12 protein-coding genes are annotated in these 13852 nt (G+C 67.6%); 5 read left to right on the top strand and 7 right to left on the bottom strand.

The window, feature by feature from the left end:
* The first annotated feature begins 36 nt into the window (after positions 1–36).
* The 4 genes from CAL28_RS16280 to CAL28_RS16295 all read left to right on the top strand — a co-directional run bounded on the left by CAL28_RS16280 (position 37) and on the right by CAL28_RS16295 (position 4741).
* Positions 37–984 (top strand): LysR family transcriptional regulator, encoded by a 948-nt coding sequence (locus CAL28_RS16280; RefSeq protein WP_254926147.1) that lies wholly within the window; start codon positions 37–39, stop codon positions 982–984.
* Between the two features lie 264 nt (positions 985–1248).
* Positions 1249–2292, top strand: coding sequence for a Fe(3+) ABC transporter substrate-binding protein (locus CAL28_RS16285; protein WP_094842341.1), 1044 nt, complete (start codon positions 1249–1251; stop codon positions 2290–2292).
* On the top strand, positions 2292–3959 hold the full coding sequence (locus tag CAL28_RS16290) for an ABC transporter permease (protein WP_094842342.1): 1668 nt from the start codon (positions 2292–2294) through the stop codon (positions 3957–3959). The genes CAL28_RS16285 and CAL28_RS16290 overlap by 1 nt, the downstream gene beginning before the upstream one ends.
* Positions 3956–4741, top strand: a complete 786-nt coding sequence (locus CAL28_RS16295) for an ABC transporter ATP-binding protein (protein ID WP_094842343.1) — start codon at positions 3956–3958, stop codon at positions 4739–4741. The genes CAL28_RS16290 and CAL28_RS16295 overlap by 4 nt, the downstream gene beginning before the upstream one ends.
* A gap of 117 nt (positions 4742–4858) precedes the next feature.
* Here CAL28_RS16295 and CAL28_RS16300 read toward each other — a convergent pair whose 3' ends face one another.
* Together CAL28_RS16300 and CAL28_RS16305 are read right to left on the bottom strand one after the other, a co-directional pair.
* Positions 4859–5785: a pirin family protein gene (locus CAL28_RS16300; RefSeq protein WP_254926148.1), complete on the bottom strand. Its 927-nt coding sequence runs from the start codon at positions 5783–5785 to the stop codon at positions 4859–4861.
* Between the two features lie 98 nt (positions 5786–5883).
* Complete coding sequence (locus CAL28_RS16305; protein WP_094842345.1) at positions 5884–6582, bottom strand: pirin family protein; 699 nt, start codon at positions 6580–6582, stop codon at positions 5884–5886.
* A gap of 191 nt (positions 6583–6773) precedes the next feature.
* On the opposite strand from CAL28_RS16305, the gene CAL28_RS16310 reads away from it, so the two are divergent.
* Positions 6774–7721, top strand: coding sequence for a LysR family transcriptional regulator (locus tag CAL28_RS16310; RefSeq protein WP_094842346.1), 948 nt, complete (start codon positions 6774–6776; stop codon positions 7719–7721).
* Here the strand turns inward: CAL28_RS16310 and ntrC are convergent, their stop codons facing one another.
* From ntrC to rdgB, 5 genes are all read right to left on the bottom strand, one after another.
* A complete protein-coding gene (ntrC, locus tag CAL28_RS16315) occupies positions 7722–9194 on the bottom strand; it encodes a nitrogen regulation protein NR(I) (protein ID WP_094842347.1) in 1473 nt (490 codons plus the stop codon).
* A complete protein-coding gene (glnL, locus tag CAL28_RS16320; protein WP_440588390.1) occupies positions 9191–10252 on the bottom strand; it encodes a nitrogen regulation protein NR(II) in 1062 nt (353 codons plus the stop codon). The genes ntrC and glnL overlap by 4 nt, the downstream gene beginning before the upstream one ends.
* A gap of 77 nt (positions 10253–10329) precedes the next feature.
* Positions 10330–11742 (bottom strand): type I glutamate--ammonia ligase, encoded by a 1413-nt coding sequence (gene glnA, locus CAL28_RS16325; protein ID WP_094842349.1) that lies wholly within the window; start codon positions 11740–11742, stop codon positions 10330–10332.
* Positions 11743–11925: 183 nt separating this feature from the next.
* Entirely contained in the window at positions 11926–13137 is a 1212-nt protein-coding gene (hemW, locus tag CAL28_RS16330) for a radical SAM family heme chaperone HemW (protein ID WP_094842350.1), read from the bottom strand.
* Between the two features lie 14 nt (positions 13138–13151).
* The gene (gene rdgB / locus CAL28_RS16335; RefSeq protein WP_094842351.1) at positions 13152–13778 is read right to left on the bottom strand and encodes an RdgB/HAM1 family non-canonical purine NTP pyrophosphatase; all 627 of its coding nucleotides are present in this window, start codon (positions 13776–13778) and stop codon (positions 13152–13154) included.
* Between the last annotated feature and the right edge of the window lie 74 nt (positions 13779–13852).

The following is a 13852-nucleotide window of genomic DNA, read 5'->3' on the forward strand; positions in this document are numbered from 1 at the left end:
AGCGCATGGTCAAATAGATAGATTGTCTGCCTTCATATGAAATCCGTATGGTGCCTTCCCTATGATCCCTATCGTGTCCTGCCCATGGTGAACCGCCGCGAACTGGCCCTGCTGCGCGCGATGTACCAGCACGAGACCGTGACGGCCGCCGCCGCGTCGGTCAACATGACGCAACCGGCCGCCAGCGCCCTGCTGCGCGGATTGGAAATCCGTCTGGGCTTCGCCCTGTTCAGCCGCGAGAACCGCCGGCTGCACCTGACGAGCCAGGGACGCGCCCTGCTGCCGGAAGTGCTCAATGCGCTGGCCGGTATCGAATCCGTGGACCGTCTGGCACGCGACATCCGCCATGGATCCGCCTCGCGCCTGGCAATCGGCGCGGTGGCGATCGCGGCCTCCAGCCTGTTTCCGGCGGCGCTGGCCCGGCTGCGCCACACGCATCCCGACGTCGCGGTCACGGTGCGATCCGGCACCGCGCTGGAAATCATCGACATGGCGGTGGACCACCGCATCGACCTGGGGATCATCGTCGGTTCGTCCCAGGATGCGCGCGTGGAAATGTGCACGCTCAGCAGTTTGAACTTGTTCTGCATCATGCGGCCGGAACATCCCTATGCGTCGCGGCGGCGCCTGGCCTTGAGCGAAGTGGCGCGGGAACAGCCGATCGTACTGGGCGCGGCGCTTCCCGCCGGCCGCGCCACCGCCCGCGCGCTCGAGGCATTGGGCATGGCCCACCTACCCAGCGTCGAAGTTATGCAATCTTCCGCCGCCTGCGCGCTGGTCGCGTCCGGCGTCGGCATCGGGATCGTGGAAAGCCTGGGCGCGGTCTACGCGCGGCGCCAGGGGCTGGTCGCGCGTAGCGTGATGCCTGTCGACGACCTGATCCTGGCCCTGGTTTGGCCACGCCAGCGCGGCATGAGCCAACCGGCCAGCGACATGAAGGCCTGTCTGATGGAGGAGGCGCGCCTGCTGCGCCTGGACAAATAGCCGCGATATCGCCATCCCTTCGCCGGGCCTCCGGTCGCGCCCCCGGTCCCGTATCCGTGCTTTTCGCCCTTTGGCGCTTCCGCCCGACACCTCCCGGCCGCCGCCGCTTTGGCAAACACTGCCTCTTCCTTAGGGCTCCTTACATTAAGTTGAATAAACCCCGGAATCTTGGTATCTTCCCCGTCCTCTGACTGAGAATAATTTTCGTTAACAGTCTTCCGGACGCGGCGCGGGCGATCCGGCGGGCGACGTCCGGAGCTGACCATGAAATTCCAACGCCATACCCTGTCCTCCCTGTTCGGCGCGTTGTGCCTCGCCGCCGCCACGTACGCCGGCCCGGCGGTCGCCGCCGATGAAGTCACGCTGTACACCACCCGCGAGCCCAAGCTGATACAGCCGCTGCTGGACGCCTATACCAAGGAAAGCGGCGTCAAGGTCAATACCGTCTTCGTCAAGGACGGCCTGCTGGAGCGGGTCAAGGCAGAAGGCGACAAATCGCCCGCGGACGTCCTGATGACGGTGGACATCGGCAATCTGCTCGACCTGGTGGACGGCGGCGTGACGCAGGCGACGCCGTCGAAGACGCTGGAATCCGTGGTGCCGGCCAACCTGCGCGGCGCGGGCGGCAGCTGGTATGCGCTGTCCCTGCGCGACCGCGTGCTGTACGTGGAAAAGGACCTGCCGCTGACCAGCTTCCACTACGAAGACCTGGCCGACCCCAAGTGGAAAGGCAAGGTGTGCATCCGTTCCGGCCAGCACCCCTACAACACCGGCCTGATCGCCGCGATGATCGCCCATGACGGCGCCGAAGCCACCGAAAACTGGCTGCGCGGCGTCAAGGCCAACCTGGCGCGCAAGGCCGCCGGGGGCGACCGCGATGTGGCGCGCGACATCCTGGGCGGCATCTGCGATATCGGCCTGGCCAACGCCTACTACGTCGGCCACATGAAGAATGCCCAACCCGGTACGGACGCGCGCAAGTGGGGCGACGCCATCAAGGTCGTGCGGCCCACCTTCGCCAAGGCCAAGGACGGCGGCACGCACGTCAACATCAGCGGCGCCGCCGTGGCCCGGCACGCGCCGCACAAGGCACAAGCGGTCAAGTTGCTGGAGTACCTGGTATCGGCGCCGGCCCAGGCCCTTTATGCGCAGGCCAATTACGAGTATCCCGTGCGCGAAGGCGTCAAGCTGGATCCCGTCGTGGCCAGCTTCGGTCCGCTGAAGGTCGATGCCCTGTCGGTGGCGGACATCGCCAAGTATCGCAAGCAGGCCAGCGAGCTGGTCGACAAGGTGGGCTTCGATAACTGATGGCCTGGTTCTGGGGCGCGTTGCTGATCGCGCTGGTCGTTTGCGCCCCGCTGGTGGCGCTGGGGTGGCAGGCGCTGGGCGCCGACGTCGGCCATTGGTCGCACCTGGCGCAATATGTCCTGCCGCAGGCCGCGGCGAATACGGGAATCCTGCTGCTGGGCGTGGGCGCGGTGACGGCCGTGCTGGGTACCGGCAGCGCCTGGCTGGTCAGCGCCTATGAATTCCGCGGGCGCCGCGTGCTGAGCTGGGCGCTGCTGCTCCCGCTGGCGGTGCCCACCTATATCGTCGCCTTCGCCTACCTGGATCTGCTGCATCCGCTCGGCCCGGTGCAGGGCGCCATCCGCGCGCTGCTGGGCTACGACAGCCCGCGGCAGTTCCGCCTGCCCGATCTGCGCTCCCTGCCGGGCGCCATTTTCGTCCTGGGCTGCGCGCTCTATCCCTATGTCTACCTGACGACGCGGGCCATGTTCATGACGCAGGCGGCCAATGTGCTGGAAGCGGCCCGCACGCTGGGCGCGGGCCGCCTGGCGGCCTTCTGGCGTGTCGCCCTGCCCCTGGCGCGGCCCGCCATCGCGGTCGGCCTGAGCCTGGCCTTGCTCGAAACCCTGAACGACATCGGCGCGTCCGAATTCCTGGGTGTGCAGACCTTGACGGTGTCGGTCTATACCACCTGGGTGACACGGTCGGACCTGGCCTCGGCGGCGCAGATCGCCTTGTCCATGCTCGCGATCGTGGTGGTCCTGATCGTGCTGGAACGGCACGGACGCCGGCGCCAGCGCTACGCGGCCGCCCAGCGCATGCGGCCGATGCAGCGGCTGCGGCTGCGTGGCTGGCGCGCGGCCCTCGCGGCCACGCTGGGCGCCGTGCCGGTCACACTCGGCTTTTTGGCACCCGCCCTTTACCTGCTGTGGGAAACGCAGAAACGCCTGCACCTGGTCGGCGGTATCTCGCGGCAACTGGCGGCGGCGGCCGGCAACACGGTGGCGATCGCCGCCGCGGCAACCGCGATCACGCTGGCCTGCGGCATGGTGGTGGCCTGGGCGGCCCGCGCCACGCGCGACAGCGGCGGACACCGGTTGACGCGGCTTTTCGCGCGCATGGCCGGATTGGGCTACGCGGTGCCCGGCACCGTGCTGGCGATCGGCCTGCTGACGCCCCTGGCGCTGTTCGATCGCGCCTTATCGGCAACGCTGGGCACCGGCGGCCTGGTATTGATGGGATCGGCCGCTGCCCTGGTATGCGCCTATGCGATCCGTTTCCTGGCCATCGCTTCCGGCGCCCTGGAAGCGGGACTGGCACGCATCCCGCCCTCGCTGGAACAGGCGGCGCGCCTGCTCGGCGAAAGCCCGGGCGGAACGCTACGGCGCGTGCACCTGCCGCTGCTGCGTCCCGCCATGGCAGCGGCCGCCCTGCTGGTATTCGTCGATGCCATGAAAGAACTGCCGGCCACGCTACTGCTGCGGCCCATGAACTTCGACACCCTCGCCACCTGGCTGTACGGCGAAGCCGCGCGCGGCACCTACGAGGAAGGCGCGGTGGCCGCGTTGGCCATCGTCGCGGCCGGCCTGCTTCCCGTGATTCTATTGGCGCGCGGCCAGGAACATACGTCCGTCCCGCGCGCGAGCCGATCGCGCGATCGCGCAATGCCGCAAGGCACCCCATCATGACCGCAACACTGGAATTGGATCACCTTGCCCTGGCCTACGATACGCCCCGCGGCCCCATACGCGCGGTCGACGATTTGTCGCTGACGCTGCCCGGCGGCCACATCGGCTGCCTGCTCGGCCCGTCGGGCTGCGGCAAAACCACCGTGCTGCGCGCCATCGCGGGGTTCGAACCGCCGGCCGGCGGCCGCATTCTGCTCGATGGCGTCGTGCTGTCCAGCACCACCCGGCACGTGGCGCCGGAGCGCCGGCGCGTGGGCATGATGTTCCAGGACTATGCGCTGTTTCCCCACCTGACGGTGGGACGCAATGTCGGCTTCGGCCTGCGCCGCCAGCCGCGCGCCGAACGCGAGCGCCGTGTCGCCGAGATGCTGGAACTCGTGGGACTGGCGCAGGCCGTCGACCGTTATCCGCACGAGCTTTCCGGCGGCCAGCAGCAGCGCGTCGCGCTGGCCCGCGCGCTGGCGCCGTCGCCGGACCTGCTGCTGCTGGACGAGCCTTTTTCCAACCTCGACGCGGATGCGCGCGAACGCCTGGCATTCGAAGTGCGCGACATCCTGAAGCACACCGGGCACACGGCGGTGCTGGTCACGCACGACCAGGCGGAAGCCTTCGCCATCGCCGACCGCATCGGGGTAATGACCGAAGGCCGCGTGGCGCAGTGGGACACGCCCTACAACCTGCGCCACCATCCCGCCACGCCTTTCGTCGCCGACTTCATCCGCCGGGAAGCGCTGGCGGAGCAGCGCGCGGCGGCCTATGCGCGCGGCGCGCGGCGCGCCTGATCGCCGTAGCACACGGTCGCCTGCGTGCCATGCGTCGTTGTGGGCCGGGCCCCGGCGCTACGATGCCGCGCGTCCGCACACACAAGCCATGGGCTGCAAGGCGCGACGCGAACCAGCCTATCGCGGCGGGATCGGCGCCAGCGGTGCCCAGGCCGGCGCGGGAATGAATTCCGTGGTGTCCTCCGGCACGGTCTGGCCGAAGCGATTGCGTATCCAGTCCTCGCGCGCCTGCTCGATGCGATCGCGGCGGCTGGAGACGAAGTTCCACCACAGGTAGCGCGGACCGTCCAGCGGTTCGCCACCCAGCAAGGCCACCCGCGCCGCTGAAAGTCCCTTCAGCGTCACCGGCTTGCCCGGCGCGAATACCACCAGCCGCCCGGACTCGAAGCGCTGGCCGTCGATTTCCACCTCGCCGCGCGCCACGTAGGCCGCGCGCTCTTCATATTCCGCGTCCAGCTGCAGGCGCGCGCCCGCCTCCAGCGCGACATCGCCCAGGAACAGCGGCGACAGCGTGCGTATCGACGAAGTCTGTCCGAACAGGGAACCGGCGACGATCTGCGCGCGCACGCCCTCGCCTTCCATCACCGCCTGCGCATCGCGGCCGTAGTGCACGAAACCGGGATCGGTCTCTTCGTGGCTGGCCGGCAGCGCCACCCAGGACTGCAACCCCGCCAGCGGCTGCGGCTGCGCGCGGCTCTGCGCCGAGGAGCGTTCGGAATGCACGATGCCGCGCCCCGCGGTCATCCAGTTCACCTCGCCGGGCAGGATGGTGCGCACGGTGCCCACGCCGTCGCGATGCACGATCGCCCCTTCGTACAGGTAGGTCACCGTGGACAGACCGATATGCGGATGCGGCCGCACGTCGATGCCCGCGCCCGCCGGCAACATGGCCGGCCCCATCTCGTCCAGGAAGACGAAGGGCCCCACCGTGCGGCGCTCGCGCGAAGGCAAGGCGCGCCGCACCTCGAAATTGCCGATGTCGCTGGTGCGCGGTATCACCACGGATTCGATGGACGGGGGGAACTCGGGCATTAGCTGGGACATGGCAGACTCCGGTAAGCGGTGCGGTGGCAAGGGCGAACAACGATGGGGGCGACGCGCCTGCCCCGCATCGGCGACGCGGAGCAGGCGCGACCGAGCGATCACGGCAGGTCGAATACCAGGACTTCGGCGTCCTCGCCCTGTTCCAGGACGATCTCGCTTTCATCCTCAACGGCCACCGCGTCGCCGGCCACCAGGGGTTTGCCGTTGGCGGTCACTTTGCCGCGGGCCACGTGGATCCAGGCGCGCCGGCCGTCCGCCAGCGTCAGGGTCGCACGTTCCTCGCCATCGAACAATCCCGCATACAAACGCGCGTCCTGGTGGATCAGGACCGAACCGTCCCGCGCATCCGGCGACGCCACCAGGCGCAGGCGCCCGCGCTTGTCGGCTTCCTCGAAGCGCTTTTCCTCGTAGCTGGGGTCGATGCCGGCCACGTTCGGTTCGATCCAGATCTGCAGCAGGTGCGTGCCGTGATCGGGCTGCGGGTTGAACTCCGAATGCAACACGCCGCGCCCGGCGCTCATGCGCTGCACATCGCCCGGCCGGATGGTGGAACCGTTGCCCATGCTGTCCTTGTGCGCGACCGCGCCGTCCAGCACATAGGTGATGATTTCCATATCGCGATGGCCGTGGGTGCCGAAGCCGCGCCCGGCGGCGATCTGGTCGTCATTGATCACCCGCAGGGGACCGAATCCCATATGGCGCGGATCGTAGTAGCCGGCGAATGAGAACGTATGGTGGCTCTTGAGCCAACCGTGGTCGGCAAAACCGCGTTCTTCGCTGCGTCGCAGGGTAAGCATGGCTGGAACTCCTTGTGAACGTTGTCGATGAACGTCATTGTGGGCGTCCCGGCGGCACTTGCGGCTGAGCCGTTTTGAAGACATCATTCAATAAATTTGAACGATTTTTACCGGTCCGTACCCCGCCTTCCCGCTGCCAGCCAAGGCCGCACCGCCGTCTGCGCACTGCCCTTCTTCCGACGCTTTCCACCATGCCGCCTGACCTGCCCCCGCCCGGCCCCGACGCCCTGATCACCCCGGACCTGCTGCTGCTGGTGGACGCGATCGCCCGCCATGGCAGCTTCGCCAAGGCGGCCCGGGAAATGGGCCGGGTGCCGTCCGCCGTGACCTACGCCATTCGCGGCCTGGAAGACCGCCTCGACGTGTTGCTGTTCGACCGCAGCGGGCACCGCGCCGTCCTGACCCCGGCCGGCCAGGCCCTGCTGGACGATGGCCGCCTGTTGCTGAAGTCCCTGGAAGACCTGACCCGACGCGTGCGCCGGATCGCCACCGGCTGGGAACCCGAGCTGCGCATCGCCGTGAACGGCGTGCTGCCCTGGCCGCCCATCTACGACCTGATCGAGGAATTCCAGGCCCTGGGCAGCGCCACGAAGCTGCGCTTCACCAGCGAAGTGCTGGGCGGTACCTGGGACGCCCTGACCGGCGGACGCGCGGACTTGCTGATCGGCGGCGACGCCGCGCTCGCGCCGCCGGGCCGCTTCGCCACCCAGCCCCTGGGCGAGCTGCATCTGCTGTTCTGCGTCGCGCCGCACCACCCGCTGGCCCAGGCCGAGCAGCCGCTGACGCCGGAGGACATCGGCGCGCACTGCGCGGTGGTCGTGGCCGACACATCGCGCGCCCTGCCGCCACTGACGCGCGGCCTGCTGGACACGCAGCAACGCGTCGTCATGCCGACCATGCAGGCGAAGATCCATGCGCAGATACGCGGCGTGGGTTGCGGCTACCTGCCGCACCTGCTCGCCGCGCCCTATCTGGACCAGGGACTGCTGGTGGAAAAGCCCACACGCGACGGCGGCATGCTGGAACGCCTGTCCTGCGCGTGGCGCGCGCCCGCCCGCGGCGAAGCCTTGAAGTGGTGGTTGAAGAAACTGGAATCGCCGCGGCTGCGCGGCAGCCTGGTGGACGTGCCGGCGGCCTGACTACTCGTCTTCCATCCCCAGGTCGCGCAACTTGCGTGTGATGGTGTTGCGGCCGATCCCCAGCCGCGACGCCGCCTCGACCCGGCGCCCGCGACTGGCCTGCAGTGCCGTTTGCAGCAGGATCTTTTCGAACTGCCGTGTCAGCGTGGCCATGATCGCAGGCTCGCCGCGATCCAGGCGATGCTGCGCATCCCGCAACAGGAATTCCTGCCAGTTCTGCTGGGAAGCATCGGCCACGGCCGCGGCGGCCGGCGCCGCCGTCGCGCCGCGCGCGGCGGTCTGCGGCAACGACGACTGCTGCTCCATGGCGCGGATTTCCGGCGGCAGGTCGGCGCGTTCGATGGTCTGGCCTGGGGCCATGACGGTCAGCCAGTGGCAGAAGTTTTCCAGCTGGCGCACGTTGCCGGGAAAATCGAAGCGTGTCAGCACGGCCAGGGCTTCCGGCGTCAGGCGCTTGGCCGACACCCCCAGCTGCCGCGCGCTCTGCGTCAGGAAATGCTGCGCCAGCGCGGGAATATCCTCCACCCGCTCGCGCAAGGGCGGCAGGCGCAGGCGGATAACGTTCAGGCGATGAAACAAGTCCTCGCGGAATAGCCCCTGCTCTACGCGCTGCTCCAGCGGCTGGTGCGTCGCCGCGACGATGCGCACGTCCACCCGCACGGGCTGGGCACCGCCCACGCGATAGAACGTGCCCTCGGCCAGCACGCGCAACAGGCGCGTCTGCAGTTCGATCGGCATATCGCCGATCTCGTCCAGGAATAACGTGCCCCCGTGGGCTTCCTCGAAGCGGCCGCGGCGCAGCGTATTGGCACCCGTGAAGGCGCCGCGCTCATGGCCGAACAGTTCCGCTTCCAGCAGGTCGCGCGGGATCGCGGCGGCATTCAGCGCCACGAAGGGGCCCTTGGCCCGCGCGCCGTGGCCATGCAGCGCACGCGCCACCAATTCCTTGCCGGTGCCGGATTCCCCGGTGATCAGCACCGTTACCTTGGACTGCGCCAGGCGGCCGATGGCCCGGAAGATTTCCTGCATGGCCGGCGAGGCCGACTGCGTCATCATCCAACGCTCGCCCTGCTCGTCCTGGCCCGCCAGGGGACCGCCGTCCGGGCCGTCGGCCGACTCCTGCGCGGCGCGCTGGATCAGCGACACCGCCTCATTGACGTCGAAAGGCTTGGCCAGGTAATCGAAGGCCCCGCCCTGGAACGCCGATACGGTACTGTCCAGGTCGGCGAACGCCGTCATCACGATGACCGGCAGCGCGGGGTGGCCTTCCTTGATCTGCCTCAGCAGGTCCAGCCCGCTGCCGCCGGGCATGCGGATATCCGATACGAGCGCCGCGGGCTCGTCCCCTTCCAGCGCGCTGAGCACATCGGTGGCCTGCGAAAAGCTGCGGGTGTTTATACCCGCGCGCGCCAGGGCCTTTTCCAGTACCCAGCGTATCGCCTGGTCATCGTCTACGATCCAAACAGGTTTCATGCGTGTTCCATCGGCAGTACCAGGCGGAATTCCGTATGCCTGGGTCGGGATTCGAATTCGATGATGCCGCCGTGTTGCTGCACGAAGTCCTGGGCCAGGCTCAGTCCCAGGCCCGTGCCGCCGGGGCGCGCGGTGACGAGCGGATGGAAAATACGGTCGCGGATATGTTCCGGTACGCCGGGACCGTTGTCGATAATCGAAAGGACCGCGGCCAGCCGATGCTGCCGATGCGCCAGCATAACGCGCCGGGCCACGCGCGTGCGCAGCGTGATCTGTGGCGCCGGCGCATCGTCGCCCGCGGATTGGATGGACAGCTCCTGCGCGGCGTTGCGCGCCACGTTCAGCACGGCCTGCATCAGCCGCGCCGCGTCGCCCTGCAAATCGGGCATGGACGCGTCATAGTCGCGCACGATGGCCAGTCCGTCGCGGAACTCGGCCTGGATCAACGCGCTGACGCGTTCGCAGATTTCGTGGATATTCACCGGACGGGCGTGCAACGGCACGCGCTGCGGCCCGATAAGGCGGTCGACCAGCGCCTGCAGCCGGTCGGCCTCCGAAATGATCACCTGGGTATATTCCGCCAGCGACGGATCGGGCAATTCGCCCTCCAGCAACTGGGCGGCGCCGCGCAGGCCGCCGAGCGGATTCTTGACCTCGTGCGCCAGGTTGCGCAGCAACTGCCGGTGGGTCTCGATCTCGTCGACCAGTCGGTGATTGCGATCGGCGGCCACGCGCAGCTCGATCTCGCGCGCCTCGATCAACACGGGCCAGGCCTGCGCCATCAGGGCCACCGTGGTCACCACCACGCTGACGGAATCGCCGCCGCGCCGCAGCGAGGTCACCTGGCGAACGTCGGCGACATTGCCGGCCTTCGCCTGGTCGATCGAAGACTGCATGGCCTCGCGGTCGTCGAACAGGCCGGCGGCCTGCTGTCCGCTCAACTGGCGGCGCGAGCGGCCGAACATATCCTCGGCGGCCGCATTGGCATATTCGACGCACCCCTGCTCGTTCACCAGCAGTACCGATGTCGCAAGCAGTTCGAAGGCTTCTACATTCATCTTCATCACCCGGGGCGGCATACAGGCGGACCGGCGCCCCGGTCCGCCCCTGCGTGCACCGGGAAATCAGCCGGCAATCACAGGCTGTAGTACATGTCGAACTCGACAGGATGCGTCGTCATGCGCAGACGCTGCACTTCCTGCTCTTTCAGTGCCAGATAGCCGTCCAGCATATCGTCGGTGAAGACACCGCCGCGCGTCAGGAACTCGCGATCCTTGTCCAGCGCTTCCAGGGCCTGATCCAGCGACGAGCAGACGGTCGGGATCTTGGCATCCTCTTCCGGCGGCAGGTCGTACAGGTTCTTGTCGGCCGGATCGCCCGGGTGGATCTTGTTCTGCACGCCGTCCAGGCCGGCCATCATCAGGGCCGAGAAAGCCAGGTACGGGTTGGCCAGGGGATCCGGGAAGCGCGTTTCGATACGGCGGCCCTTGGGATTGCCGACGTAGGGAATACGGATCGAGGCCGAACGGTTGCGGGCCGAGTAGGCCAGCTTGACCGGCGCTTCGAAGTGCGGAACCAGGCGCTTGTAGGAGTTCGTGCCGGGGTTGGTGATCGCGTTCAGCGCGCGGGCATGCTTGATGATGCCGCCGATGTAGTACAGCGCGAATTCCGACAGGCCGGCGTAGCCGTTGCCGGCGAACAGGTTCTGGCCGTCCTTCCAGATCGACTGGTGCACGTGCATGCCCGAACCGTTGTCGCCGACGACGGGCTTGGGCATGAAGGTGGCGGTCTTGCCATAGGCATGGGCCACGTTGTGCACGACGTACTTCAGGACCTGGTTCCAGTCGGCGCGCTGCACCAGCGTGCTGAACTTGGTACCGATTTCCAGCTGGCCGGGAGCCGCCACTTCATGGTGGTGCACTTCGACCGGCACGCCCTGCTGCTCCAGCAGCAGGCACATTTCCGAACGCATGTCCTGGAACGAATCGACCGGCGGCACGGGGAAGTAGCCGCCCTTGACCAGCGGGCGATGACCCAGGTTGCCGCCTTCGAATTCCATGCCGGTGGACCACGGGGCCTCTTCCGACTTGATCTTGACGAAGGTGCCGGACATGTCGGTGTTCCACGTCACGCCGTCGAAAACGAAGAATTCGGGCTCGGGACCGAAGTAGGCGGTGTCACCGATGCCGGAGGCCTTCAGGTAGGCTTCGGCGCGCTTGGCCAGCGAGCGCGGATCGCGCGAATAGCCCTTCATGTCGGAGGGCTCGACAACGTCGCAGGTCAGGATCAGCGTCGTTTCTTCCATGAACGGATCGATGCGCGCGGTGGTGGCATCCGGGATCAGCAGCATGTCGGACGCCTCGATACCCTTCCAGCCCGGGATCGAAGAACCGTCGAAAGCATGGCCGCTTTCGAACTTGTCCTCGTCAATCACGTGCGACGGCACCGAGACGTGATGCTCGCGGCCGGCGGTATCGGTAAAACGGAAGTCGACGAACTTGACTTCCGCGTCGGCAATCTGTTTCAGGACTTCTTTAGGGCTTGCCATGTCATCTCCGTTTGATAAAGGGTCGAGCGCTGCAACTCGACTGGCACTCAGCTAAAAAGCAACAACCATGCCATGTTTTACCCTGGGAATCCCGAGGGTGATCCGGCGTGCCGCCGGGGCGATGGACAAATATTGCACCAATACAGTGCCCATCATGGGGCATATGAGCTCTATTTTGGTGCATCAGTTCAAAAACAGTGCTTGAAGGTCATTAAGGAACGCCCAACCATGAGGCGTTGCCTTCAGCCGCGTCGGGTCCGCATCCAGCAGGCCCTTGCGGACGGCCGCCTCCAGTTGGTGCGCGATCGCCGCCAGCGACAGGCCGGTGCGTTCGGCGAAATGGCTGGTGGGCACCCCTTCCTTCAGGCGCAGCACATTCAGCATGAACTCGAAGGGAAGCTCGTCCTTGCCGACCTCGCGCGTCTCGGCGATGTGCGAACCGTCGCGCGCCATCGCCGCCGCCATCCAGCGCTCCGGGTTGCGCGTGCGCGCTTCGCGCAGGATACGGTCGTGGAATGACAGCTTGCCGTGCGCGCCCGGGCCAATGCCCAGGTAGTCGCCGAATTCCCAGTAGTTCAGGTTGTGGCGGCAGCGGGCGCCGGGTCGCGCATAGGCCGAGACCTCATAGCGCTCCAGGCCCGCCCCGGCCGCCAGGGCTTCCACGGCGTCCTGCATGGCGGCCGCCGTATCGTCGTCGGGCAGGTTGCCCGGCGGATACTTGGCGAAGACCGTATTCGGTTCCAGAGTCAGGTGGTACAGCGACAGATGTTCCGTGCCGTACGACAAGGCCTCCCGCACATCCGCTTCGCAATCCCGCGGCGATTGTCCCGGCAGCGCGAACATCAGGTCCAGGTTGATCCGGGACACGGCGGACTGCGCCATGTCGATGGCGCGCCGCGCCTGGTCGGCGTTGTGGATGCGCCCCAGCGCCCGCAACTGCGCGTCATCGAAACTCTGGACGCCCAGCGACAGCCGGTTCACGCCGCTGGCCGCATAGTCGCGGAAACGGCCGGCCTCGGCGGTGCCGGGGTTGGCCTCCATGGTGATTTCGGCGTCCGGCCACAGGTTCAGGTAGGCCCGCAGCATGGCCAGCAATTCGTCCAGGCCGGCGGCCGACAACAGGCTGGGGGTACCGCCGCCGATGAAGACGGAAATCACCTGGCGGCCCCAGATCCCCGGCAGGGCCTGTTCAAGGTCGGCGCGCAAGGCGTCCAGATAGGCGCGTTCCGGGATTTCACCCTCGGCCGCATGCGAATTGAAATCGCAATAGGGACATTTGCGCACGCACCAGGGCACGTGGACGTAGACGGACAACGGCGGCAGGCTGGTCAGCCCGGACGCGCCGCGCGCGGCAGGCGCCGCGGCGGCCGGGCGGATGGGAATGGTAATGGGCATGCGGTGTTGCGCGTTCAGCGGGTGGCCCGGTGCAGCTTGGCCAGCAGTTCGCGCAGGGCCTGCGCGCGGTGGCTGATGGCATTTTTGTCGGCGGGAGCCAGCTCGGCCGCCGTCTTGCCCAGGTCGGGCAGATAGAAATAAGGATCGTAGCCGAAACCGTGCTCGCCGCGCGGCGTATCGGCGATTTCGCCAAGCCAGACGCCCTCGCCCAACAGCGGCCGGGGATCGTCCGCCGCCCGCACCAGCGCGAGGACGGCGATATAACAGGCGCGCCGGTCCGGCTGGCCGGCCAGTTCCCGCACGACCCGCGCGTTGTTGGCGGCGTCGGATTTCTCGCCGCCCTCCAGGCTGGCATAGCGCGCCGAATACACGCCGGGCGCGCCGCCCAGGGCATCCACGCACAGGCCGGAATCGTCGGCCAGCGCGGGCAGACCGGTCAGCCGGCTGGCGTGGCGGGCTTTTTCCAGCGCATTCTCGATAAAGGTGCAGTGCGGCTCCGGCGATTCGGGCACGCCCAGTTGGCCTTGCGGGATCAGTTCGATGCCCAGCGGGGCGAACAGGGCCGAGAACTCGCGCAGCTTGCCCGCATTGCCGGAGGCGAGCACCACGCGGTCGAGGCCGGAAACGAAGTCGGAGGACATGGTATTTGTAACCAACGGTGCGATTCGAGAGGCAAACTGGTAGTGTATCGCCCGCGCGGCAAGACACAGATTGA

The organism is Bordetella genomosp. 11, from assembly GCF_002261215.1.
Taxonomy (GTDB): Bacteria; Pseudomonadota; Gammaproteobacteria; order Burkholderiales; family Burkholderiaceae_B; genus Bordetella_C.